The sequence below is a fragment of the Streptomyces griseiscabiei genome (assembly GCF_020010925.1).
In the GTDB taxonomy this organism is placed as follows: Bacteria; Actinomycetota; Actinomycetes; order Streptomycetales; family Streptomycetaceae; genus Streptomyces; species Streptomyces griseiscabiei.
Genome location: NZ_JAGJBZ010000003.1, coordinates 220,197 through 245,251, shown reverse-complemented (window position 1 = coordinate 245,251; position 25,055 = coordinate 220,197). Strand labels below are relative to the sequence as shown.

General features: G+C 69.0%; 20 protein-coding genes and 1 pseudogene. 11 read left to right on the top strand and 10 right to left on the bottom strand.

Annotation, left to right across the window (positions count from 1 at the left end; all coding sequences use genetic code 11):
- Positions 1-13: 13 nt before the first annotated feature.
- Complete coding sequence (locus J8M51_RS35000) at positions 14-703, bottom strand: YdcF family protein (RefSeq protein ID WP_086754687.1); 690 nt, start codon at positions 701-703, stop codon at positions 14-16.
- A complete protein-coding gene (locus J8M51_RS34995) occupies positions 700-1,746 on the bottom strand; it encodes a helix-turn-helix domain-containing protein (RefSeq protein ID WP_086754696.1) in 1,047 nt (348 codons plus the stop codon). Before J8M51_RS34995 ends, J8M51_RS35000 begins: the two co-directional genes overlap by 4 nt.
- Before the next feature lie 118 nt (positions 1,747-1,864).
- On the opposite strand from J8M51_RS34995, the gene J8M51_RS34990 reads away from it, so the two are divergent.
- From J8M51_RS34990 to J8M51_RS34960, 7 genes are all read left to right on the top strand, one after another.
- Positions 1,865-2,281 (top strand): hypothetical protein, encoded by a 417-nt coding sequence (locus J8M51_RS34990; protein WP_256964190.1) that lies wholly within the window; start codon positions 1,865-1,867, stop codon positions 2,279-2,281.
- Positions 2,281-2,706: a hypothetical protein gene (locus J8M51_RS34985; RefSeq protein WP_086754689.1), complete on the top strand. Its 426-nt coding sequence runs from the start codon at positions 2,281-2,283 to the stop codon at positions 2,704-2,706. Before J8M51_RS34990 ends, J8M51_RS34985 begins: the two co-directional genes overlap by 1 nt.
- Before the next feature lie 15 nt (positions 2,707-2,721).
- Positions 2,722-3,021, top strand: coding sequence for a DUF7848 domain-containing protein (locus tag J8M51_RS34980; RefSeq protein ID WP_398857519.1), 300 nt, complete (start codon positions 2,722-2,724; stop codon positions 3,019-3,021).
- A gap of 130 nt (positions 3,022-3,151) precedes the next feature.
- On the top strand, positions 3,152-3,313 hold the full coding sequence (locus J8M51_RS34975; RefSeq protein WP_179202992.1) for a hypothetical protein: 162 nt from the start codon (positions 3,152-3,154) through the stop codon (positions 3,311-3,313).
- 16 nt (positions 3,314-3,329) lie between these two features.
- Positions 3,330-4,526, top strand: a complete 1,197-nt coding sequence (locus J8M51_RS34970; RefSeq protein ID WP_086754690.1) for a cupin domain-containing protein — start codon at positions 3,330-3,332, stop codon at positions 4,524-4,526.
- Complete coding sequence (locus J8M51_RS34965) at positions 4,523-5,509, top strand: aldo/keto reductase (RefSeq protein WP_086754691.1); 987 nt, start codon at positions 4,523-4,525, stop codon at positions 5,507-5,509. The genes J8M51_RS34970 and J8M51_RS34965 overlap by 4 nt, the downstream gene beginning before the upstream one ends.
- Positions 5,451-6,236 (top strand): phosphotransferase, encoded by a 786-nt coding sequence (locus J8M51_RS34960; RefSeq protein WP_179202994.1) that lies wholly within the window; start codon positions 5,451-5,453, stop codon positions 6,234-6,236. The genes J8M51_RS34965 and J8M51_RS34960 overlap by 59 nt, the downstream gene beginning before the upstream one ends.
- Before the next feature lie 211 nt (positions 6,237-6,447).
- Here the strand turns inward: J8M51_RS34960 and J8M51_RS34955 are convergent, their stop codons facing one another.
- On the bottom strand, positions 6,448-8,370 hold the full coding sequence (locus J8M51_RS34955; protein ID WP_086754698.1) for an AAA family ATPase: 1,923 nt from the start codon (positions 8,368-8,370) through the stop codon (positions 6,448-6,450).
- A 176-nt stretch (positions 8,371-8,546) separates the two neighbouring features.
- Positions 8,547-8,963: pseudogene (locus tag J8M51_RS34950) on the bottom strand (transposase family protein); the annotation flags it as partial.
- A 1,562-nt stretch (positions 8,964-10,525) separates the two neighbouring features.
- Here J8M51_RS34950 and J8M51_RS34945 point away from each other — a divergent pair.
- The 3 genes from J8M51_RS34945 (at position 10,526) to J8M51_RS34935 (ending at position 12,450) form a co-directional block, all read left to right on the top strand.
- Positions 10,526-11,077: a hypothetical protein gene (locus J8M51_RS34945; protein WP_267299757.1), complete on the top strand. Its 552-nt coding sequence runs from the start codon at positions 10,526-10,528 to the stop codon at positions 11,075-11,077.
- Positions 11,078-11,227: 150 nt separating this feature from the next.
- Entirely contained in the window at positions 11,228-11,536 is a 309-nt protein-coding gene (locus J8M51_RS34940) for a transposase (protein WP_041668893.1), read from the top strand.
- Positions 11,533-12,450: an IS3 family transposase gene (locus J8M51_RS34935; protein WP_012998059.1), complete on the top strand. Its 918-nt coding sequence runs from the start codon at positions 11,533-11,535 to the stop codon at positions 12,448-12,450. The genes J8M51_RS34940 and J8M51_RS34935 overlap by 4 nt, the downstream gene beginning before the upstream one ends.
- Before the next feature lie 932 nt (positions 12,451-13,382).
- Here the strand turns inward: J8M51_RS34935 and J8M51_RS34930 are convergent.
- From J8M51_RS34930 to J8M51_RS34905, 6 genes are all read right to left on the bottom strand, one after another.
- The gene (locus J8M51_RS34930) at positions 13,383-14,012 is read right to left on the bottom strand and encodes a transposase (protein WP_179203407.1); all 630 of its coding nucleotides are present in this window, start codon (positions 14,010-14,012) and stop codon (positions 13,383-13,385) included.
- 182 nt (positions 14,013-14,194) lie between these two features.
- Entirely contained in the window at positions 14,195-15,256 is a 1,062-nt protein-coding gene (locus tag J8M51_RS34925; RefSeq protein WP_256966140.1) for a ParA family protein, read from the bottom strand.
- A 647-nt stretch (positions 15,257-15,903) separates the two neighbouring features.
- Positions 15,904-18,768 carry an ABC transporter permease family protein gene (locus tag J8M51_RS34920; protein WP_086761822.1) on the bottom strand — a complete coding sequence of 955 codons (2,865 nt, stop codon included), beginning with the start codon at positions 18,766-18,768 and terminating at the stop codon, positions 15,904-15,906.
- The gene (locus J8M51_RS34915; protein WP_216588119.1) at positions 18,765-19,502 is read right to left on the bottom strand and encodes an ABC transporter ATP-binding protein; all 738 of its coding nucleotides are present in this window, start codon (positions 19,500-19,502) and stop codon (positions 18,765-18,767) included. Before J8M51_RS34915 ends, J8M51_RS34920 begins: the two co-directional genes overlap by 4 nt.
- Before the next feature lie 292 nt (positions 19,503-19,794).
- On the bottom strand, positions 19,795-20,457 hold the full coding sequence (locus tag J8M51_RS34910; RefSeq protein WP_086753789.1) for a PadR family transcriptional regulator: 663 nt from the start codon (positions 20,455-20,457) through the stop codon (positions 19,795-19,797).
- A gap of 66 nt (positions 20,458-20,523) precedes the next feature.
- Complete coding sequence (locus J8M51_RS34905; RefSeq protein ID WP_086753799.1) at positions 20,524-20,745, bottom strand: hypothetical protein; 222 nt, start codon at positions 20,743-20,745, stop codon at positions 20,524-20,526.
- 1,127 nt (positions 20,746-21,872) lie between these two features.
- On the opposite strand from J8M51_RS34905, the gene J8M51_RS34900 reads away from it, so the two are divergent.
- Positions 21,873-24,947: an FG-GAP repeat domain-containing protein gene (locus J8M51_RS34900; protein WP_143673100.1), complete on the top strand. Its 3,075-nt coding sequence runs from the start codon at positions 21,873-21,875 to the stop codon at positions 24,945-24,947.
- Positions 24,948-25,055 lie beyond the last annotated feature (108 nt).

Here is a 25,055-nt window from a genome sequence, read left to right as displayed (position 1 = left end):
GGCATCGGGCGTCTCAGCTACCGATGAGGCGGCTGTCGAAGCTGGCACCCAGGAGGCGCTCGTAAGCGTCATGCACGTCCCCCGGTACGTCCTGCTCGACGGCGAAGCCGAGCTTCGGGTACTCGATCACCCGCTGCAGATCGCCGACGAGCATGTCGACGACGAGCCGCTCGTCGCCGATGGACTTGATGTAGTCCTCCAGCTCCAGCGGCTCGGAGGCGCACACGACCTCCGCCTCGGGCCACAGCTTGCGGCAGGTCGCGTACGAGCGGCGTTCCATGTACGGCTTGGAGATCAGCAACAGCGACTCCACCTCCACACCGGCCCCGGCCAGCAGCTCGCGTGAGTAGGTGATGTTCTGCCCGGTGTTGGCCGCCTCCGGCTCGACCAGGATCGCCTCGTCGGGGACGCCCAAGCTCAGTGCATGCTCGCGGTAGTGGACGGCCTCGCCGCGCGGGAAACGGGCGCGGGTGGTGGGGCTGTTGCCGCCGCTGAACACCACGACGGGGAAGAGACCGACCCGGTAGAGATCGGCGGACGCGGTGGCCACCCCGAGGTCGTGGCTGCCCAGGCCGATCGCCGCCGAGCAGGGACGCACCTCGTGTCCCATCTGGTGGTAGTTCCAGATCAGCGTCGCGTCGTGGAACTGCTCGTCGGTGATCTGGCGCTGCTGGTGCTCCGGCACTGGCACTCCCTGGCTCATCGCTGCTGGCCCTTTCGGATGCCCTCGATACTGCGCAGCTGGTGACTCAGGCCGTACTGCCGGGCCATCTGCGCCGCCTGGTCGAGGACGGACAGCCCATCATTCCGGGTCGCCCTATCCGACAGAAGGATGTGCCCGTACGCGGTGTCCAGCCGCACCCTCTGCATCGGGGAGTCGAGCGTGCCCGTGGTGCGCGCGATGTCGATGTTGTGCAGGGCCTGCTTGAGGTCGCCGGCGCCCCGGTGGGCGAGCGCCAGCTTCTGGTGGGCGACCGACCAGTCCTCCGGCTCGCCCAGTTCCTCGAAGGCATGGGTGGCGGACGTCATCACCTGGGTGGCGTAGGCGTTGTTGCCGTCCTTGCTCAACGCCGTGCCCACCCAGAGGCGGGCCCTGGCCCGGTCACGGGGGCTCAAGCGCTCGTCTGCGGACAGCAGTTCGTACTGACGGGCGGAGGCGTCGAGGCGGCCGGACATCTCCTGCACGACGGCGAGGGACAGCTCGATCTGCGCCGCCCGGCGCGGGATGCCGAGCTCGGTGAACATACCGTGCGCGGACCTGTACGACTGGATGGCAGAGAGCGGCCCGAGGATCGCGCCCTGGTCCCGCTGAAGATCGCCGAGGAGAACGAGCGAACGGCCGTACAGATAGAGGCCCTTGTCGTCGAGGTGGTGCGGGTCGCGGCTGCCCAGCCAGCGGTTCAGCAGGGTCGAGGCGAAGGGGAAGTCCTGGCGACTGACGCAGATCACCGCGCGTTCGATGTCCTCGGTCCAGGTCTCGTAGTCCGCAGGACGCACGGCCGTCGTCCGTTCCGGGAAGAGCACCTCTTCGAACCGAGCCTGTTCGGCGGCGTCGGCACGGGCGAGCGCGGTGTCGAGGATGGCCTGGGTGTCGGGCCGTGGATGAGTTTCCGCCCCCAGACTCTCCCACTTCGCCACCGTACGCAGGGCCACACCAAGGTGCTCCGCGAAGGCGCGCATACTCATCCGCAGCGCAGCGCGCAGAGCGCTCGCCTCCCGGCCCGTCCATTGCTTCACGCTGACCACGAACAACCCCCTTCCCTCCCGTATGGAAGCACTCTGGGTGACGAGGCGGGCGTGAAGTGCAACGGAAGTACAACATACGGTCATTTCACGGCCGTTCGCCACGGCCGAGGCTGTGGGCATGGACGACGCACTCATCACGGAACGCCGCCCGGTCTCGTGCCCGCAGGTCTTCGGCTACGTACGCCACGTCACCGGTGGCCTCGCCCGGCACACGGCACTCGTCGACTGCCTCTCCGACTACTGCCGTCGGCACGAACTGACTCTGTGCGGCGTCTTCACCGACCGCAACGCGACCCTCACCATCCGCTCCCCGGCCTTCGTCGGCCTGCTCGACGCCCTCGAACTCCCCTACACCTACGGCGCATTGATCCCGTCGCTCAACCACCTGGGCCCCAAGCGGATCGCCTTGGAACGCAAGCGACAGATAGCCGCGACCAACACCCAACTGATCATCCTCCGCTCCCCCAGAACTGCACCGGGCCGTGTTCGCTCCTTCAACGCCGGCCACGACCTCCAGCAACAGGGAGGCACATAATGTCCGTTCGCGACGCGCTGCGCAGCGCTCCGTTGGTCAACGACCTACCCGGGCTGCGCCTGCTCCGAATCGGCGACCACTGGGATTTCCTCCGGACCCCTGCGGACATCGGCTTCCTGGCCCTGGCTCACCTCCGCACGACGGGCGTGACGATCGGACCTGTCCTGTACGACGGGCCCAACGAACGTCTCTACTACGCGATCAGGACCGGCACCACCGACGGCTGGAGCGATCTGCCCGTACGTCATCTCTCCAGCGGATCATGGCTGGTGGCCCCTGGTCTTGAGCTGATGGACGACTGGTTCGGCGGCTGGTGCGAGCTACCGGACGACGACACTCTCACGGACGCCGACGCCCTCCGGGACGCGCTCCAGCACCCGTACGTCGCAGCTAGCCAGCCATCTTCCTCCGCCCTCTTCCGCTAGAGCAGAGAGGCATCCATGAAGATCCAACTCGCCTCGTCGAACCCTGACCCTGCTCCCGGTGAAGCAGCCGATCCGATTTCACGTGCCCGCGCCGTGGTCTGCCACAAGGAGTGGACCCTCCAGCCGGACCGGGAGCCGGACGCCGAGCCCATCACCTACGCGATGCGGTGCGCGGTCTGCGACGAGACCTCGCCGACCAGCATCGACTTCGTCGAACCGCAGGACTGGGTGCTCGCGCACGGCGGCCAGAACCCCTCCCACCACACCTACCGGGAGATCATCACCCGGCCGTGGCGAGCCTGGTGGAAGCCGTGAAGCGTCGTACGTCGCCGCCCACCCCCTGAACTCCCGCTCCGGGCGGATCACCGCCCGCACCCCTAGGACAGGTCGAGCGCCGTCCGGAGCGGGGCACCACCCCAAAGTCCCCCAACCTCAAGGAGGAGCAGTGACCACGTCGAACCCCGCCAGCATGGCGGACGAGACCACCACCCCGACTTCGACGACGTCCGGGCTGGTGAAGGCCCGCCGCCGGATCCAGGCCGCCCGCGAGCGCGGTGTCACCCCGTCCGACGGCGGCAGCACTGGCCGTACCGACGGCAACGACTGATCCCAGAGGAGAAGCGTTGTCGCCGCTGAAGCTGGCGGCTCACCTGGGCCAGGACGAGTTCCTGGCCCAGGTGCTCCACCGCCACCACCGCCACGTCCCCTCCGCCGTCCCCAACCCGGCCGACCTGATCACCTGGGACGACGTCAACACCATCCTGGCCACCCACCGCCTGGAATCGCCCCGCTTCCGCCTGTCCGCGGACGGCGAGATGCTGCCCGCCCACCGCTACACCGCTCCCGTCACCACCCGCCGGCACACCGTCTGGCAGCGCCTGCACCCCGCCGAACTCCACGCCCGCCTCGCCGAGGGCGCCTCCCTGGTCATCGACGCCGTCGACGAACTCCACCCACCCATCGGCCGCGCCGCGATGGAACTGGAGCAGTGGCTGCGCACCGGCGTCCAGACCAACCTGTACGCCTCCTTCACCGCCCGCGAGGGCTTCGGCATCCACTGGGACGACCACGACGTCGTCGTCATCCAGATCGACGGCACCAAGCGCTGGAAGCTGTACGGCCCCACCCGCACCGCCCCCATGTACAAGGACACCGCCGAACCCGAGCCGCCGCCGAAGGACCCGGTCGCGGAACTGGTCCTGCACCCGGGGGACATGCTCTACCTCCCGCGCGGCTGGTGGCACTCAGTGGCCGCCTCCGAAGGCGAGCACTCCCTCCACCTCACCTTCGGCATCCAGACCACCACCGGAGCCCAACTCCTGTCCTGGCTCGCCGACGACCTCCGCCGCCACGACGTCCTCCGCGAAGACCTCCCCGTACACGCCACCCCAGAACAACAGGCCAGGTACCTGGAGCGACTGCGCAAGGAGGTCGCCGCCGCCCTGGAGAACCCCGAACTGCTCGGCCGGTACACGACGACGCGCGACAGCACCGACCTCACCCGCCTCCGCCCCAGCCTCCCCCACATCACCGGCATCCCGGCAGATCCGGACCTCCGCATCCGGCTGACCACCACGCGTGCGCAGCTAGAGCCCGCTCCCGACGGGAACGGAGTGATCTTCCGGGCCTGCGACAACGAGTGGGAACTGACCGAGGAGGCCCTGCCTCTGCTTCAGCACCTGACATCCGCCGCCCCCAGCACCGTCTCGCTCGGCGAACTGGTCGCGGCAACCGGCATCCCCATCGCGGACGTGGCGGCCGTCGTCTCCGATCTGCTGAACGGCCAAGCGATCACCGTCCTCGGTGGAGGCCGACAATGACGATCGCCACCCTCGGCCTGGGCACCTACCGCATCCACCCCTCGGCATTGCCCGACGCCGTCATCCGCGCAGCCGCCGATCCGGCCGGCGCCTGGATCGATACGGCCCCCAACTACCTCGACGGACAAGCCCAGTCACTCCTCGCACCGGCCCTCGCCCGGCACCGCATCCCGGTCTCCACGAAGGTCGGATTCCTCACCGACCGGGCCGCCAGAGCCGCCGTCGCGGACGGGGCTCTCACGACCGGCGCCGCCGAACGCGGATACTGCCTGAGCAGCCCGTACGTCCACTGGCAGTGCGCCCGCAACCGCACCGAACTCGGCCGCGACCGCCTCGACCTCGTCTTCGCCCACAACCCCGAGCGAACGGACAGCGACCCGTACGAAGCCCTGCGCGACGCCTTGACCGCCCTCGAAGCAGAAGCGGCAGCAGGCATCATCAGCGCCTACGGCGTCGCCACCTGGGACGGCTTCGACACCGGCACCCTGAACGTCCCCGCCCTGCACCAACTGGCCACCGAAGTCGCCGGCACGGAACACCACCACCTACGGGCCATCCAGCTGCCCGTATCCCTCGTCACCGCCTCCGCGTTCACCCAGGCCCTGGACGGAGGAGGCCCGATCGCGCAGGCAGCCGAACTCAGATGGCAGGTCTACGCCTCAGCACCCCTGTTCGGCGGCCAACTCCCCCACCTGGCCACCCCCGAACTCACCGCACTCCTCAACCCCGGCCTCACCGTCCCCCAGGCGTGCCTCCTCGCCGCGGCCTCATGCCCAGGAGTGACACGGATTCTGATCTCCGCCTCCACCCCGGCACACTGGGCCGAGGCGCAACGGGCCCTACGCTGCCCCGCCATCCCGGTCCCCACGCTGCGAAAGGTGCTGGATGTACTCGCCGCCGCCCCACCCCGCCGACCAACAGCGCATGCGCGAGGCATTCACACGAGCAGCCAAGACACTCGACGCCACAACGGACGGGCCTGAAGTCTGGGGCTGGCACGGCCGCACACTCAGCAGCCGCACCCACCACCCCGACCACGGCGACTGCTGGCTGAGACTCCTCTCCGCACCCGAGGACAAGGTGACCGGAAAAATCTGGGACGGCAACAGCCAGGCCGCCCCACTGTTCGACGGACATGTCCGCAAACCGCTGCTGTACGACACCTCCGACACCGTCAGCAACGACCACGCCTACCGCGCCGAACTCCACCAGTACGTCAACGAACCCGCCGTCTCCCCCAGCCCCGTCCTGCACACGGATCCGAAGCCGCCGGCCTCGTGGTGGGACTCACTGCGCACCGACCTGGACCACATCAGCCGCGTCCCCACGGACCGCGTGGCCGTACGCCAGGAATGGGTGGACCGCACCGTCCCCCGCTTCCTCGGCGTCCCCGGTCCCCGCATCACGGACTGGACGACAGCCCACGGAGACCTCCACACCGCCAACCTCACCAACACCACCCCCTACCTCCTCGACTGGGAGGGCTTCGGCCAAGCACCCGCCGGCTACGACGCCGCCATGCTGCTGGCGTACTCCCTGCTCGCACCCGGCTTCGCCCAGCGCGTGCGGGACACCTTTCCCGTACTCAAGACAAGCCCCGGACGCAACGCGCAGATCATCGCCATCACCGAACTGCTCCAGTCGGCCGCACACGGAGACCATCCCGAACTCATCCCCGCGCTCCGGGCCGTAGCCGCAGAACTGACCTGACCAAACGGGACGAGGGCAGGGGGTGCGATGGCCGGCTTGTTCAGTAGCAGAACAGGCTGGCCGTTCACGCACTGAACGAGCTGCCCTCCGTGCACCCCATCACTCCGCAGACGACTCCAGAGCAAACCGGCCTCCAGCACCAGCCGGAGGCCGGTTCCACGCTCCGCGGTATACCCAGCCCGCGTGTCACCAACGTGGTGGGACAGCACACCTAGCGTCGTCCCACAAGGGATCGAACGTTCTCCAGCAGTGCATGCAGCAGGAAGGGCGGCTCCGCCACGACGGTCCGGGTCGTCTCCAGATACGTCGCCGCGTTCTTCCCCCCGACGCCCTCGCCTGTGCGGACGAGCTCCTGTCGCCGCTCCTCCCAGGCTGGCCAGTTGCGGTCGAGGAAGGTCTCCAGAGTGTCCTCGAAGACGGTGTAACGGGCCGTCGAGTCGTCGGCAGGCTGCGGAGTCGGCGTCGCTCCCAGGTACTGCAGAAGATTCGAGTTCTTGGTCCGATTCGTCCGCGCCTGGCGCTCGAACTCTTTCTCTTTCTCGTGACGTTGCTCAGGGATGAGATAACGCACCGACTCCCTCTTCCGGTCTTCCATGCCAAGGTCGCCGTCGAAGACGACGTGACACGAGACGCCCAAAGCGCTGAAAAGCGCGTCGGAGATCATGAGGTTGTCCTTGCCGTTGACCTCGATGAGGCTGACGCCGTCCGCACCCAGGTTGATCCCGGACCGCTCAGCGCAACCAGTGATCACTCCCGCGTCCCCACGCCCCTCGACCAGAACCACGACATCGGCAAAGAAGCCCTCCGCCAGCGCGCCTCCAAGCGTCCCCTCAGTCCTGCTCCTGATCACGTTCTGGTCGACAAGCCCGTCGAGGGCCGTGAACAGATCCTCCTCTGTGGCCTGCCATACCTCGGTGACGGGGTGGTCCTCGCCGACGGCGCGGCAGAGGCGGCGGATCTGGTGGTAACCCTTCGGGTCGATGAAGACAGGGCTGTGGGTGGCGTACATGACCTGAGCACGGCCATTCGGCGATGTGGCAACCAGCTCTCGCAGCACCTTCGCGAAGGTCCGCGCCTGAGGTGGATGCTGGAACAGCTCGGGCTCCTCAATGGCCAGGCACAACGTCCGCATACCATCGGCCGACCGCCGGCGTTCGGCCAGGTACTTCAGCGCCGCAATGATCAAGGCCCGCTGAAAGCCATGCCCCTGCCGGTGCACCGAGGTACGAGCGGCACCGTCCCGGATGCTCACCTGGAAGGTGGTCCGCGCCGGCCTCGGCGCCTGCACTGTGGGGGTCACGACCACCTCGCGCCCGGTTGTGAACCTGGCGACCTCCGCAGAAAGCGCGGCCGACACCTCGTCCAGTACGGGACCGTAGACCTTGCTGTGTACCTCCTGCCGGGCCAGGTGGGCGTTCTCCTCGATCTCTCCGAGCTCCTCGTTCGCCTGCGAGCGGTCCACAGTGTGGTCGAGGATGCGTCCCAGGGCCGTCGCCTTCTGGTCGTCGGCCTCTTCATACGCCCGCAGGTCGGCGGAGACGAACACGAAGTCGATCAGCTGGGCCAGCCTGCTCTGTCCGGCGAAGCCGAAGAAGTGCGTGTCCTCGACCTCGGCCTCCGTGAGGAGGTCGCGGTTGGCCAGCTCCCAGATGCGCATCGCCTCCAGAACCTTGTCCTTGGTCCCGGCGGCCGGCAACCTGAGGCTTGACTCCCTCTCCCTCAACTGGTCGTAGGCACGGCGCAGTTCCATGGCCTTGTCGTGCTTCCGCACCTCCTCGAAGGGGCCATACGCGAGCGCTTTGCCCGTGATCTTGTCCTCGCCGTCCTGCCAGTTTCGCCAGACGCTCACGCTTGCAGCCCCGTCTGGTGCATACCGGCCGAGAGTCTGACGGTCATCCTCAGTCAACCCGTCGAACTCCACCTCTACGGAGATGCGACCGCCATCGGCTGCCGAGTGAACGTCATCGTCGCTGAGCGCGACGCCCTTTTCACCGTTGAAGAACCAGTCAAGCGCGCGGAGCACGGTGGACTTGCCGACGCCCGTCGGTCCGATGAAGGAAGTGATGTCCTCGAAGGACACCTCCACCTTGTGCAGGCAGCAGAAGTTCTCGATGCGAACGCGCTTGATCTTCACGGTCGTCCTGAGCGTTTGGGGCGGGCGGGGCATATAACTCCCCGTGTGACGTTTGTGGACGTTAGCAGCCGCCCTGACGGCCAATCACCCGAATTCCCGAGATAGGCGATTCCTCGACCTCAGAGGCCCCACCAAGCAACTCCAGCGGGAACGGAGCCAGCAACCACTGAGCTGTTTCAGCGTTGCCGCTCTAGGGTGAGGACTGCTGCGGCGATTGACGCCATTCGATTCGGACTGCACCGGGATCTGCGGAAGATGCGCCAGGACTTCAGTCGTGCGATGCCGCGCTCGACCGGGGCCCGTGCCGCGGCCAACGCGCGGTTGACGGTTTGCTGGGTCGGGATGAGGCTACGGCCCGGTGGGCACCTGAGGGCTGTCGGCGCCCATGGGCCAGCTCCCATGTAGGCTCGGTCGGCGAGGATCGGTATGCCCTGGCGTTTGCAGATCCGGATGATCCGGTGGGTGCGGGCCGCGGTGAGGTCGTGCGCGCGGCCGGGCAGTGCGGGCGAGATCCACAGCAGTCGCCCGGCCTGATCGGACGGCAGTGTGCGGTCGTTGGCCGTTCCAGCGCCCTCACGTCTGTTTCGTGGACTCGTGGATTGTCATCTCGCGCGGGGCCAAGGCGCACTTCAGCCCCACCTGACAGCCTCCCTAAACGGTTCCATCACCCAGGAAGTATGTAGGGGTAATTTCTCCTGGCTAGCGTCCCGCCTCATTGCTATGAGGCGGGAAGTCCGCGAGCGGAAAACAACCAGGCCTTTCCTGCCTCAGTCGTCCGCTCCTGCACCCACCCTGCTGCCAGCCCGATCCGTCAAGATGTCACGCGGGACGAGCAGTTCCGCCACCGGTAAACGGCTGGCGGAGGTGGCCGGGCCATCCCCCGCGGACGTCGCCCGGGCGCTGCGAGACCACGGCGACGCGGTCCGTGAGTGGATCGTCCGGGAGTTGCGGTTCCGGCGGTGGCCTTCGCCACCACGAACTCAGCCCGGATGGGTGTCAGTTAGCAGGTCGCCTCGTTACGGGCCGCCTGGTACAGCCCATAGATCACCTCCTGGACGTCATATCCGGTGCGCAGCAGGCTGCGGGCGGGCTTGCCCTCGATGAGCGTGTCCAACACGTCGGGAGTGAAGCCATGGTCCATGAGTTCTGCGGCTGCCTTCGGTCGGCTCAGGCCGACTGCCCAGGCCCACTCAGTAAAGTGTTCGCGGCCAGTCACCATCCGTGCCCACTCCTGGGCTAGTGGCCAGGCGGTGTCGCGGCCGTAGCCAACGGGAGACTCCCGGACGCGGTGGAAGATCCACACAGGGAGGCTCTGCTGCGTTGACTGGGGGCGAGAAGTGTGTCGACGAGCCCGGCTTGCCCGGGACGCGAGGAACTGGGCGAGGTTGAGGTCGAGTCCTTCGACCTGTTCGACCTCTACGGCCGTACGTGGTGTAGGGCGGCGGCGGGGAAAGTTGGCCGGCGTTGGCGCCGCACCCTCACGAGCCGGAGTGTGAGACCGCAGGTTGTTGTACGTGGCTTCGTCATCGCCGCTGAAGTCAGGCATGGGAGTCCCTTCGCTGGGCTGGAATACGGGCATGCAAAAGGCCCCGTCCATGTGGACGGGGCCTTGAGAGTGGCCGGGAAGGCCCTGGCAGGGACACAGAGCGCTAGTTCAGCTGCCGCACCAGGGCATAGAAAAAAGGCGAGGGATCATCGCCTCGCCCTGTCAACCGGCAGCGCTCGGGCATGCCGGACTTGGCAGCCAGTTTGCCGGAAAGCGGACCACGTTTCCAGGATCTTCTCAGGAACTGGGCACGCCGAACGCACGACCAACTGTAGTGGTCCACGGCAGTCAGCGTGAAGCTGGATCGCGAAACCGGTCCGAGAAACCTTGTTCCAGTCACGCTGGAACTGCCTCCGTCCGCTGGGCGTGTTGTTGCCTCGTACCGTTGCACGCCCTGACGCAGATGGGAGCCATCCAACCTGCGGCGTCCCTCCGCGCGGGAGGGACAAGCCCTCCCTGCCGTGATCCATGCCCTCAAGTACGACGTGCGGCAATCTCAACTCACTATCGAGCGCCAGCGGCTCAGCAAGCGCCCCTCGCCTCTGAGCACCGGGTGGCAAGCGACAGCAACCCGTCTCAGGCGCTCGCGACCGGCCATAATCTCCTTCCATGACGCCGGAGGAGCTTGAGGAGCGAGTCAGCACGCTTGAGGTAATCAACGGGGAGTTGGACTCACGCCTGGCGCGGCAGTCGGGCTCGCTGTCGCAGATCGACACGAAGTCGGTGTTCCTCGTCGGGTTCGTCGCGACGGCCTCGCAGTTCCTCGCCACGCAGGACTATCAGAGGTACGTGGGAGCCGCCGCATTCGCTGCGTACGCCGTCGCCTTCGCAGCCGGGCTGTCGGCCTTCCGGATCAGGGACTACGACGATCTCAAGCCGCGGGAAGTGCTGGATCACAACGGCAGGGAACCGAAGAGCAAGGTACTGATGGGACTCGCTGCCACGAGGATTCACATCTTCGAGAGCAACGCGACAAAACTCGACCGCAAGGCGAGGTCCTGGACGATCGGCCTGTGGGCCCTGGTCATCGGTCTCGTCCTCTCCACTGTCAGTCTCGTACTGCACACTGACCCGCATGACCGACACACAGAACCAGGGAGCGGGTCAGGCACAGCCGTCACCCCCGCCCCCTCCGCCCCCACCCCCGCCAAGTCTCACTGACACCTTCGCCAACCCGGCCCTCGTCGGCACGGAAAAGAGGAACGAGACCCGCCCACGCTTCACCCGGGTGGCGACGCCCTCTGAGGTTCCCCCGAGATGCGGAGGAAGTTGACAGCGGGTCAGATGGGACTCATGAGAGGACCTGTGACCATGGCTGCACCCCGGAAATACTCGCTCGAGTTGCGTGAGCGTGCGGTACGGATGTACCGCACCACCGAGCCGAAGCCGCAGATCAAGAAGCTGGCCGTCGACCTCGGCGTGCACCCCGAGGCCCTGCGCGGCTGGATCCGCCAGGCCGAGGCGGACGCCGGCGAACGCGACGACCGTCTCACCACCGACGAACGCGCCGAGCTCGCGGCCCTGCGCAAGGAGAACGCCCAGCTCAAGCGGGCCAACGACGTCCTGCGGACGGCCTCGGCTTTTTTCGCGGCGCAACTCGACCCGACCCGGCCCAGGTGACGGCGCTCGTTGACGAGCATCCCCGCCTGGGAGTCGAGTGCGTCCTGCGGGAACTGCACATCCCCTCCTCCACCTACTACCGCTGGCGCCGCGCGGAGAAGGAACCGTGCGAACGGCGACGCCGCGACGTCGAACTGGCCGAGCGGATCAAGGAGATCCACGCGGAGTCCGGCGGCAATTACGGATCGCCGCGCGTGCACGCCGTCCTCAGACGCGAGGGCACACGCGTGGGCCGCAAGCGGGTCGAGCGCCTGATGCGCGAGGCCGACATCGCGGGGATCAGCCCGCGGCGGAAGGGCTTCACGCGCCGCGATCCCAAGGCCAGCCTCGCCCCGGACCTGGTCAACCGGGACTTCACCGCACCGGCGCCGAACCGGTTGTGGGTCACCGACCTCACGATGGTCTCCACCGGCGAGGGACCGTTGTGGCTCTCCGCGATCCGGGACGCATTCTCCCGGCGGGTGGTCGCGTGGGAGACCTCCGCCCGCGCGGACGCCGACCTGGTCCTGACCACGCTGGAGTACGCGCTCGCGTCCCGCGAGGTCGAGCCGGGCAAGCTCATCCACCACGCCGACCACGGCTGTCAGTACACGTCCATCAAGCTCACAACCCGGCTGATGCGGGCGGGAGTTGAGGCGTCCATGGGCTCCGTCGGGGACTCGTACGACAACGCCCTCGCGGAGAACCTCTGGATGCTCATCAAAACCGAGGGCCTCCGTGGCCGCACCTTCACCACGAGGGCCGAGGCGAATCTCGCGCTCTTCGAGTACATCGACGGCTTCTATAACTCCCGCCGCATCCAGGAACGGCTCGGCTTCCTCAGCCCGATCGAGTTCGAGGAGAAGTACTACGCCGAGCAGGCGACGGCCGAACCAACGAATCTGAACACCCGTCAACCCCTGCTGACCAGCTGATCAGCGGCTCCCGCATGACGGGGGAACCTCACTCCAGCAAACGCCGCTGACCGACCGGCTGCCCGGCTGAGCACAGCGACAGCAGGGCAGCCGGCACCCGGTTTCCGGGCAACGACCGAGGGAATTGGCCAGCCCACGCGCATCGTCGGTGTCCCGTCGCCGACAACACCTAATCCCGATGAGCTGACAAGCGCTTTACGCCCGCAGGTACGAGCGACCTGCCGTACCTCACGCCATGCGCAGACAGCGTCACCGACGTCCATCAGCAGCTTCCGAACCTGTCGGATCAGCATCCGCAGAACGCCCACGGCAACAACTCCCCCGAGCTCCATGCCAATCCCACGCACCAGATATCTCCTCGCGCCGGGTTCAAACCTTCCCGGTATGAGGTCCGAAGTCTGCACCACAGTTGGTACATTTCGCGATCTTCAGTGCGTTGACGCCTGTCATGTGCAGCCGCAATGCCGCTTGGCGCCCGACGCGCCGGAGCCCCCGGCTTCGGCGCCAACCGCAGCGTCAGCCCTGGCCCCTCCCGGCCGCACGGCGCCCGTGCCCTTTCCGTGCCCTTAAGACCGGACAACCACGGTCAACCACGGTGCGATCCGGCCGGCGAAGCCACCCGGAACGATCACGTATGCGCAGCTCAGAGGTACGACACCCATCCAAGCGCCATCGCTTCCCAAGCTGAGAGCGCGAGTTCGATTCTCGTCACCCGCTCCATGATGAAACCCCAGGCCAACGGCCTGGGGTTTGTTTGTTGTCTAGACCAATTCGGGGATTGCGTGCCCTCCACGTGCGCTAAATCGAGGCCACGCACCCCTTTACCGGACCCTCGGGCGTCACTTTGCCCCTCCAGCCCACGACCGCCACAACTAACGGGGCGCATTTCATGTGACCTGCAGCATAGGTCGAGCGAATGGCGACTAAGTCGCTTACGCAAAGGGCCACTTGCGTGGCGCTGGTATGGCCGGGCTGTTCACCATGCCCGGTATGGCTGCCAGGTACGACGGTTCCCGAAGACGCCGAACGACAGCGCGCTGTGGTCGTCCCACGCAGAAGGGGACGCCGTGCAAGCTCCTGTGGGAGATCGGCAAGGGCTGTCGGCGCCATGCCACCCGAGGGAACCGGTCGTCAAGGCGTTGCAGCAGTTCGCGGGCGTCGTTGCCCACCTGCTCCAGGCGGGCGACGGGGTGGCTGGGCTGGGAGCACAGGCGAACCGGCCGGCCGTAGCGTTGGGCCCATTCGGCGGTGGCCAGCTCATCCAGCACCTCTGGCGCGTCGCGGGCCGCCTCTTCCAGCACGGCGCGGACCGCCTCAGTCACCAGCTCCAGGCAGGTCGGCTCCCGTGCGGCGGACAGGACGTGGGTGGAGTCGGTGCGCTGCGTGACGCGCCCCTTGAGCAGGCCGGCCCGTCGGATCCGGGTGAGTGCGAGGCCCAGTAGCCGGTCGGCGCGGTCGCCTTCGGCGAGTCGGTGGCGGAAGGCGGACAGGACGCTCTGGTGGAAGCCGGGATCGTCCAGGTCCAGTCCGAGTGCGTAGGTGAAGTCGATTCGGCAGCGCACCGGCCCGGCGGCCCGGCGTCGGAGAGGTTCATCGCGTACTGCAGCAGCGGACGGTGGCGAGCTGGGCGGGTGAGAGCTCATGACGACCGTCACGCGGGGACCAGGCGGTGCAGTCCTCGTCACTCCAGAGGTCGTCGAGGCGGTCATGGATCCACATCGCGGTGGTGCCCTTGGGGTTGGCATCACTCCAGGGAATCCGGGCAGTAGTCGCACCCACACTCATTGAGATACGGGTCCGTCCACATGCGCCTCGTCACCTCCCGGTAGTCCACGGCGGCCACCGAGTCGGGCAGGAGGATCGGGAGGGGAACTGCGTCCTCGTAGATCTTCTCGGCGTCTGCCGAGTATCGGATGTAGGGCAGCAGCACGGAGCTGTACATCGCCTCTGCCGCGGCCGTTCCCTGGCGGGCTGCCACCTGGTCCTTCCAGGTCAGCGGCGACGTGCCGGTGAGGATCAAGTGCTTGAGTGTCGGCCGGCCGGGGACGGACGGGCAGCCGCGATTCTTGTCGCGGACTCGCTCCAGTTCGTCCGTGAGCCGCTTGACCAGCTTGACGGCCTTGGGGTCGGCCTTGATCGACGGAATGACGGAGTCGTCCTCGTCCAGCATGCGCAGCACGGAGTGGGGCATCTTGCCGTAGCTCGCCGGGAAGTCCAGGTAGAAGACTGCTTCGTCGCCCGCGTAGGAGTGCAGGATCTCGGAGAACCAGTCGTTGCGGTCCGCGTCCTCTGCGAGGGCGCGGTCCGCGTCGGCCATGGCGGGGCTGCCGGGCACGACGCGCAGGTTCTCGATGGGCGCGAAGTCCTCTGCGGGGTCGTCGCCGTCGCCGATGCGGTAGCGGGCGGGCAGCGCGACCTCGTCCAGGGTGGCCCTGCCGTGGAGCAGGTCGATCGCGGTCTTCTTGCCCTTGAGGGCGGTCTCGTCGTAGCCGAGGACGGTGGTCGACGACATGTTGCTGTCGAGGTCGAAGACAACGCCTGGGTAGCCGTCCAGGGCGGCGATGACGGCCATGGACGTGGCGCTGGTGGTCTTGGTGGACCCGCCGCCTTCGATGATGTACGCCCAGATGAGGGGCCAGTTCCGGCCCTTGGGGCGGAAGTCGGAGTCGTACCACCACAGAGACGACAGATCCGGGTCCAGGGTGTCCCCGCCGCGGTCCGTGTCGGTGTACAGGGCCTCTTCGGGAGCCACTTCGGGCTTGGACTTGGCGCTTTTACGCTTGAGCCGCGGGAGCTCGCCTGCCATGAGATCTCCAGGACTGCGGTGGGCACGGGCGGCGAGACTAGCGTTTCCGGATCCTTCCCCGCCCAGAATTTGTGCGGGATACGGCGGGAGGCGGCTCGCTCCTGGGTGGCGGGGTGGGTCGACAACGCCGCGTCGACGCTTCGGTGTTGACCCCGGTGTCGCGCGTTTCCACTGGAACCGCAAGAAGCGCCCTGGTTCCCAAGCGATGGAGGCCGGGGCCCTTTCTGCGCGTGCTCAGCCACGTCAGGCTGCGCAGGTGGCGGGGCTGCCCGCGTCGGGGTTGGGGATGTCGGCGGCGGTTGCCGATGCGGCTGGGCCCTCTGCGTTTCCTAAGTCGCGGGCGCGTAACGCATATAAGGGCCTTCGAGTGCCGCTTCAGGCGCCACGAGGCCGAATCACCTCCCCTCGCGAGACGCGTTCTCGGTGACTGGGTCATGAGGTGCGCGAAGGTCGGCCAAGTCGCTCAAGCAGAGCAGCAGTTGTCAGGTGGGCCAGGGCCGCTGCCCACGCGGTCGTCGTGCCCGGAGGTGGAGATGGCCCGGAAGCGCTGGGCGGCTTCGGGCAGATTCCTTGGGACGGGGACCGCCTCCTGCCCCTGGACGAGGGTGAGTCACCCTCGTCCAGGGGCAGGGTCCGGCGACGGAGGCTCAGTGCGCGGCGCGGCGGGCCAGCGCCCCGCGCGAGCGGGTCACCAGCGCGGCCAGCAGGGCGGCGCCGAGGGGTACGACCACCAGGAGGGCGGCGAGTGTCTCCCAGGGGACGATGATCGGCACGTACGGCGGGGCGTCACCGGTGCCGCTCCAGCCGTTGTCGAGAGCCTCCTGGTAGGAGCGCAACTGCTCGCGCTCCTCGGTGAGCCGCAGGCCGACCGCGGGCAGGACACCGGCCGCCGAGCCGAGGACCACACCCATCGCGGCGACCACACCGCACTGGAAGCCGCTGAGCATGCGGCGCACCGAAGGCGGGGCTCCGACCGCGGCGAGCGTCTTGAGATCGGCCTCCGCGTCGGCCTGGGCGAGACCGGTGGCGATGCCGGCCGCGCCGATGGTGACCAGGCCGGCGAAGACGGTCAGCGCGAGCAGGACGAGCCCGTTCTTGTCGACCCAGCCCTGCTCCACGGTCAGCTCGACGTTGCTGCCGAGCTTGGCGATCTCGGCGTCGAGCTTCTGCCGCTCCTCGGTGCTGGGGATCCGGTCGGTGCTGAAGAAGGCGCCGAGGGGGACGGTGGTCAGTCCGGCGGCCTTGGCGGCGGCGGGGCTGAGCACGCTCTGCACTCCGTAGGAGTCGGGCGAGCCCGGCACCTGGTAGGCGGGGAAGGACTTCAGCTCGCCCGGGACCGGCTTGTTCTGCTCGGCGGCGCGGTCGGCGGCCTTCGGGTCGGTGATCAGCTTGATGCCGACGGCGCCGTTCCTGTCGACCTGGGGCTTGTGGAAGCTGACGAGCTTTCCGTCGGCGAGGGCCTTGGTGGCGCCCGGGTCGTCGATGCCGAGGACCTTCAGGAGCGGGGCGTCGGCGATGAGGAGACCGCCGTCGACGTAGATGCCGTTGCCGCCGTCCGAGAGGCAGCGCCAGTCCTTGGCGAGCGCGCGCCGCTGCTCCTTGCTGTACTTCTCCGCGGGGTCGGAGCCGTCGGGGGTGCTGACCCACAGCGGGCACTCGTTGGCCGGCGGGGTGACGACCTCGAAGCGGCCACAGCCCTCGCCCTCGTCGTACGGGGCGCAGCCGGGCTTGCCGACGGCGATCCGGAACACGTCGGCGCGGACGTCGACGGGCAGCGTCCGCTGCACGGCGTCGCGGACCTCGGGGACGTCCCGGCCGCCCTCCTCGGTGACGAGCGCGGCGACGGCCCCGTACGGCAGGCCGGCCTGGTACTCGGCCTGACTCTGGGCGTCGCTGCTCGCGGCGTACGTCGAGACGGCGACGGTGCCCGCGACGGCGGCCAGGACGGCGGCGACAGCGGGTGCCGTACGGCCCCGGTTGCGGACGGCGTCCCGCAGGGCGAGGCGCGGCGAGAGCGGCAGCCAGCGGCCGGCCCTGCCGAACAGGCCGACCAGGGCGGGCGTCAGGGCGACCACACCCAGCTCGGCGATGGCCGAGCCACCCGCGACCAGGACGAACTGGTCGGAGACGACCGAGCCGTACAGGGCGATGACCGCGCCGAGCAGGACGGCGCCGAGGCCGATCAACGGCAGCACGCGGCTGCTGCGGCGCACACCGCGACGGCCGGTGAGGGAGGCCAGGACGGTCTGCCGGGAGGCGGTGACGGCCGGGACGATCGCGGCGAGCAGGCCTGTGAGGACGGCGAGCGCGGCGATGGCGAGCAGTTCCAGCGGTCTGACGGTGAAGCCGCCGAACCGCTGTCCCATGTAGTCCTCGAGGAGCGGCCGGAGGGCGAAGGTCAGGATCAGGGCGAGGACCATGCCGACCAGGGCCGCCACGACGCCGATGACGAGGCCGCCGCTCAGCACGATGGCCCGGATGTGGCTGCGGGCACCGCCGTTGGCGCCGACCAGGCCCAGCTGGCGGCGGGAACGGCGGGCGCCGACGGCGAAGGCGGGACCGGCGAGCAGGCAGATCTCCAGCATCGCCAGGCCGACGACCGTGCCCACGGCGGCGAGCGCGGCGGCGTCGGTGCCCCCGCTCTCGTAGTTGGCCCAGCCTTCCTTCTGGAAGAGCGGCACCTCGGAGTCGGCGGGCGGGTCGAGGGCCACGGCGCGCGAGGTGACCAGGACGCCCTTGGCGTTGATCGCCTGGACCGTGTTCCACGTGAAACCACCGGACTTCTTCACCAGGTAGGTGGTGGAGTCCTCGGGCTTCGGCAGTCCGGCCTTCTCGACCGCCTCGGCGTACGGCGCGAGGAAGGCCCCCGGCAGGGCGTTGACCTGCTGTGCCTTGAGGTCGCTGGGCAGCTCGTACGAGCCGCTGATCACATAGGTGCGGTCGAAGCCGCGGGCGGTGAGGGTGGAGCCGACGGACAGCCCGCTGCTCTCCAGGAACCGGGTGGTGGCGGCGATCTCGTCGTTCTTCTCGGGGAAGCGGCCCTCCTGCAGCCGCATGATGCCCCGGGCGACGGGATCGGCGGCGGCCAGCTCACGGACCTCGGCCTGGAGCAGACCGTGCCTGGTGGTCAGCTTGGCGCTGCCCCTGCTGTCGGTCAGTACCGTCGAACCGGCCGGGATGGCCTTGGTGACATCGGTCGGTCCGTCGGGCCAGGACGTGCCCGGCGAGTCGTAGTCCCCGGCCGGGGTGTGCTGCTCGCCCTCAGGGTCCTGCAGGATGGCCACGCCGGCCGTTCCGGCGTCGGAGAAGCGAGCGTCGGCGGCACCCAGGGTGCGCTCCATCCGCTGCGCGGGGGTGAGTTCGGCGCTGCGCAGGGTCAGGTCCAGGGCGCTCACGCCCAGGATCGGCAGCGCGATCATGGCGAGGACGAGGAAGCTGCGGCCCTTGGAGCGCCAGGCGTCACGGCGGGCGATGCGGACCGCGGCCCGCCAGGAGTGGAACCAGGTCGTCACCGCTGGGCCGCCCGGCCGGTCAGGAGCGAGTCGGCGTCGCTGCGTACGGTCTGGTCGACGACGGCGCCGTCCCGCAGGAAGACGACCCGGTCGGCCCAGGCGGCGAACCGTGGCTCGTGGGTGACCATGATGCCGGCGGCTCCGGCGTCGCAGCGGGAGCGCAGCAGGGCCAGCACGGACTCGCCGGTCTCGGAGTCGAGGGCGCCGGTGGGCTCGTCGGCGAGGACGAGCCGGCGGTCGCCGACGAGGGCGCGGGCGATGGCCACGCGCTGCTGCTGGCCGCCGGACATCTCGTCGGGGAACCGGTCGGCGACATGGCCGAGGTCCATCTCGGCGAGGGCGGCGAGGGCCTCGGTGCGGGCCTTGCGGGCCGATATGCCGTCCAGTTCGCGGGGCAGGGCCACGTTCTCGGCGGCGGTGAGGGCCGGGATGAGGTTGTAGTCCTGGAAGACGTAGCCGATGCTGCGGCGGCGCAGGGCGGCGAGCCCCTTGACGCCGAGGGCGGTGATGTCGGTGCCCTCGACGAAGACCTGCCCGGAGGTGGGGTTGTCGAGGCCGCCGGCGATGGTGAGCAGGGTGGACTTGCCGGAGCCCGACGGGCCCATGACGGCGACGAGTTCACCGGGGTGGACGTCGAGGTCGATGCCGCGCAGGGCGTGCACCTCGGTGGCGCCGGAGCCGTGGACTCGGGTCAGGTTCTGCAGACGCAGCACGGGCTGCTGTTGTGTGGACATGGTTCCCCCTCGGGCGTACGTCGGCGAACGGCCGGACGTCGGTGCGACGGACGGTCGTTGGCAGCGCCGTGCGTACGGTATGGGTCTGGTCGGGTGGTTCGGAGTCTTCGGGTGGGTCGGGTGGACCCGGTGGGGCGGATGGACCCGGTGGGGCGGGTGGTCGGGTGGGGCGGGTGGTCGGGTGGACCCGGTGGACTCGGTCGGCCCTGTGGATCCGGTCGGCCCTGTGGACCCGGTCGTTGGGGTGGACCCGGTCGTTCGGGTGGTCAGGGCCGGTCGTGAAGGGTGGACGTCACGGGCGGTGGTGTGCGGCCTCCTCTGCCTCGGCCCCCGCCCGCGCTCCCATCCCCGCCGCTCCCGCTGCCGCCGCCGCTCCCGGCGAGGCCGGCTCCGGCCCCGCCGCCGGGGCGGTCGACGAGAGACGGATCAGCCGGGACTCGCAGTGGTCGAGCCAGCGCGCCTCGGCCTCGGTCTGGAAGATCAGCTGCTCCAGGACGAGGAGCCAGGCGATGTCGTCCCGCTCCCGGGCCCCGTTCCTCTCCACGGTGGTGAGGGCCTGCGCCTTCAGCCGGGTGTAGTCCTGCATGGCCTTCACGGTGTGCCGGCGCTGGGACTGGATGACGTCACGGATGTCGACCCCGGGCGCCCCGACGGCCATGGCCAGCTTGATGGCCAGCTCGTCACGGGCCGGGCTGGTGCGGTCGACGGGGTTCTCGAACCAGCTGCGCAGTTCGACGCGACCGCTGTCGGTGATCGCGTAGAGCGAGTGGCCGGCCTCGTCCTCGCCGTCCTGTACGACCATGCCGTCGCGTTCGAGCCGGCTGAGCGTCGTGTAGACCTGACCCACGTTGAGCGGCCAGGTGGAGCCGGTGCGGGACTCGAACTCCGTACGGAGCTGTGAACCGTAGCGCGGGCCGCGTTCGAGGAGGGCGAGAAGCCCGTGGCGGATGGACATACTGAGTATGTATACCGAGTAAGTCCGGGTGGACAAGCGTCCTGAGGTGGACCCCGGAGGTCCGACTCAAGGGGGACCCGGGCCGTCGCGAGCCGCTCGGCGGCCGCGCGTCCGCACCCCGGGGAAGCCGATGCCGAGGCCCACCGGAGCCGGTCCCACGCCCAGTGCGAGCAAGGGAATCCGCCGGTCGGCGAGGTCGAGGAGGGTCCCGGTGCCGATCCGGTGAGTGGCCGCCGGCAGCTGCGCGGGCCGGCTCTCGGCGGCCGGGGCGTCCGCCTCGGGTACCACCTCGACCCCCTCGTCCGACTCCTCGGCGGGCTCCGCCTCTGTTGCCGTTTTAGTACGAGCGGGCTCCACGGGGCTCCACCGGGCTCCTGGAGGACGGCGAGCCGAAGGGGTCGGCCGGACCGCTCCCGGCCTTCCCCCTCCGACCGCCCCGCGAGGGAGGCGGAGTCGCTGGGCGCGGGCGCGTCGGGCGGCCCCGTTGGCTCGGAACCGCCGGACGGGCGGGTCCGGCGGATCCGGCGGATCCGCAGGAGGGCGACACCGACGGGGCGGACGGGCGATCGGCAGGCGGGCGATCGGCAGGCGGGTGGGTGCTACGGCCGTGGCCGCGGAACCGTTCGGAACAGGGCGTGAACGGGCGGTGCGGCGGAGGTCGTCGCCGTGGCCGGGCACGAGGGGGCCGGCGGGCGCGGGACGGACGGGATGGTGGGTGGCCCGGAGGGTCTCCGGAAAGGGAGTTCTCCTACACGGCCGACGACGTCGCCAGCGGCCTTCTCTCGTTCGTCGGCAAGGGCCAAGGGGTCCTCAACCCGCAGCAGGACGCTTGATGCGGGCCACTGCATCCATGAAGGCGCCATGTGTGCAGCCGCGACGGCCCCACGCGGCTGCCGTTCGAGGCGGAGCCACTCCCGGTCGCTGTGGGCCAGCCGGAAGCCCTGCTCTCTCCCCCCATCCCTGCTTCGTGCCCATAGCATGCCCTTCAGAGCCGACAACCACGGTCAACAACGGTGCAACCAGCCCCTCACACCTGCCCCCTGACAACGAATTTCCCAGATCAGAGGCCCTACCTCTACGCAGGCGCCATCGCTTCCCAAGCTGAGAGCGCGAGTTCGAGGATCGGGCGCGTAGAGGGCACGGCTCCTGGACGGTAGCCGTGCGCGCAACGCATCCAGTCTCGGAAGACCGGCTTGAGCTGCGGATTCGTGGGGCGGTCCGATACTTCTCCGCGTCAGGTGACCTCAGCCTGCTGTCCTCCGCAGGTCTGAACCTCGTGTGTGCACAGCGGCGGTGACGCCGACCGAAGTCCCGGGTCGGCCAACCGGTTCAGCAAGGTCATCCGTCTTCAACCGGTGCTAGTATCCGCCCGCTTGTTCGGGGGGATGGGGCCCTCCGTCGGGGAGGGGAAGCAAGTGACTCGTCGTTCCTTCGTGCGTGGCTGCCTGGTCACGGTCATCGGGTTGGCGCTCTCTGTGTCCGCCGTGCCACTGGTGGCGCCCGCGCACGCGGATACCGCGACGGAGATCATCGTTCCGGCCACCATGCGCGCGACTCCGCGCACGGCGTATCTGCAGAGCGCGGGGGCCACCGGCTTCCTTGAGTACCGTTCCACCGCCGAGGGTTACGGCCTCTGGTGGACCGGCTACGACGGCAGCCGAAAGCCGGTCGCAGGTGGCGAGCGACTCGAACCGCGCACCGCGGGGTCATACGGCACCGCTTCGGACGTCGTCGCCCTGCGCCCGTCCCAGACCAGTGGTGGGAACGTCCTGCTCCGGGACATGGGAACCGGTACGACGGAGACGGTGACCATCCCGGCGGGCCAGAGGTACATGCAGACGTACGGACGCACTGTCCTGACCAGCACGTCGACAGGTGGGGAACGGACCGGGCTGTTCCTGCTGCGCGACGAGAACGGCAGCACGGTGCAGAGACCTGTGACCGGACTCCCGGACGGAGCGGTCTTCCCCTTCTTCACCAGGGGTTCGGCCTCCGGCATCCTCGTCAACTACTACGGGTACGACGGCCCGGACCGGGTCCTCCGGTACGCCTGGGTGGATGCGGAGACCGGTGTCGCCACGATACTGCCGCCGCTGCTGGCGAACACGGGCACCGTGGTGGGATCCGACTACCTGGCCGGCTGGTTCGGCACGTCCAAGGTGCGGGTGTACGCCCAGGGTGCCTGGGATGCGCCCACGCACGAGGTCGCGTTCCCCCGCACTTCGGGGAACGTGGTCCTCGGTGTCGTCGGTGACGCACTCGTCGTCGCGCGGCGCGACGGTTCATCGGTCTGGAGCGTTTCGGCGCTGCCCTTCGACGGCTCCGCGGAGCTGCCCCTGCTCAAGCGCGCCGATCCCACCGCCGTCGTGAGCCCCGACGGCGGCCTGGTCCTCGCCGGTGGCGAGTCCTCATCGGACTACGGCGTCGCCAAGGTCGAGGCGGGGGCCGACGGTCTGCCCCGGGCCCGCCGGATCGTGGACCTCCCCCCTGTGCCCTTGGGGATCGAGTCGCTGGATCTGAGCGGCGGTGAGCTGATGACGTACGAGTCCGGCGACCAGGCGACGCGCCTGTACAGCCGCTCGCTGAGCACGGCGGACGCCCTGACGGCGGGCACCCGCACGGACCGGGGAGCGGCCCCGATGTGCGGGATCATGGCCGGGGACCATGGGGACTGTCCCGACCTGATGGGTACGGGCGACGGCCGGGCGGTCATCCGGAACAGGGCCGGGGAGGTTTCCGTCCTGGATCGGGGTCAGTCCCTCCCCGGCACCGTGATGGCCTCGGGCCTCCAGGACAACCATGGCCTCGTGGACGTCGCGGGCCGGTATGCGGCCTGGCGCGGGCCCACGCCCTCGGGAGACGGCCTGACGGTGGCGGATCTCGACACACGCAAGGTCGTGCTCACCCGCACGGGCGCGGCCGGTGCGGCCCCCTCCGCCCTGTGGGGGGAAGCGCTGTGGACGTTGAACAGGGACGACGGCACGGTCACGGCCAGGGAGATGCGTTCGGGCGACACGATCACGTCGTTCCGGCTGGTCGGCAGCGGCTGCCGTTTGGGCGACCTCCAGGTGGTGGGACGCTGGGTGTACTGGTCCGGCTCGTGCTCCTCTCCCCAGGGCAGCGTGCCGAAGGCCACCGTGTACGACATCCGCAAGAAGACGCTCATCGCCGTGCCCACCGGTGGAGAGACGCGCCTGGGCGACGGCTTCCTGGTCACGCGTGACTCCACGTCCGGAGCGCTGACCCTCACGGACGTCACGAGCGGCTCCGCGGTGAGCCGGACCCTGGCGGCCAAGTCCGGTAAGTGGGACGTCGATCCGTACAACGGCCTGGTCGGCTACGTGAACCCGGCCTCGCAGGACGTCCACGTTCTGCGCAGTGGTGTCCCCGCCACGGACATCGCGGTCCTGGGAGCGAGGACAGAACCTTCGGTCGACCTGGTGGCATCGTCGTCCTCGTGGGACGGCACATGGTGGCTGTCGAAGCCGGCCGCGTCGTGGACGCTGGCGCTCAGGAACAAGGCGACCGGGGCCACCGTGCGCACGCTGTCCGGTGGAGCCGCGCACGACGCGGTCCGTACGTCCTGGAACGGCAGGACGTCTACGGGCGCGTTCGTGCCCAACGGCACGTACAGCTGGACGCTGACGGTGGCCCCGGCCGACAAGCACGGTGCGTCGGCGACGGCGTCCGGCACGCTGAAGCTGACCGGTGGCGCCGCGGTGCGACGCGACCATGTCGGGTCCGACGGCATCGGTGACCTCCTCACGCTCACCTCGAAGGGCGCGCTCTCCCTGCATCGCGGTGACGGCGCCGGGAAGTTCTCGACGAAGACCTCGGCCTCGGACTGGCCGGCCTCGATCACGATGGTGCCGTTCGGAGACCTGAACGGTGACCGCTGCAACGACGTGCTCGTACGGTTCGCCGGCGGTGCGCTGCGGGCGTACCGCCCCGGGTGCGGCAAAGCCCTGACGACCTCCACGCCGTACACCACGCTGGGAGCGTCGGGCTGGAACCAGTACGACGTGCTGACCTCACCGGGCGACATCACCGGGGACGGCCGGGCGGATCTGATCGCCCGCCGCGCGTCCACCGGTGACGTCTACCTGTACAAGGCCACCACCGGCGGAAAGCTCTCGGCCCGGGTGAAGCTCTTCTCCAAGTGGTCCGGCTACAAGAAGATCGTCGGTGTCGGCGATCTCAACGGTGACGGGTACGGAGACCTGCTGGCACAGGACAGGTCGAACAAGCTGTGGCGGTACGCGGGCACGGCGACCGGTGGCTTCAGGGCGCGGGTCAAGGTGGCCGACAACTGGGGTGCCTCCTACAACGTCGTGGTGGGCGCCGGCGACATCACCGGGGACGGGGAGGCGGACCTCGTCTCCCGCGACACCTCCGGCAAGCTGTGGCGCAACAACGGCGACGGCAGGGGATCCTTCGGCTCTCGCACCGGGATCGGTGGTGGGTGGCAGGGTTACAAGGCCCTGTACTGACCGCTCGTGACAGGTCGCGTCCGAGGGAGTGCCAAGCCCCTGACCACAGCGTCCGCGAGCTCACCGAGTTCGGTGCTCGTCACCCGTAGGCGACGGCCGTTCAAGTCG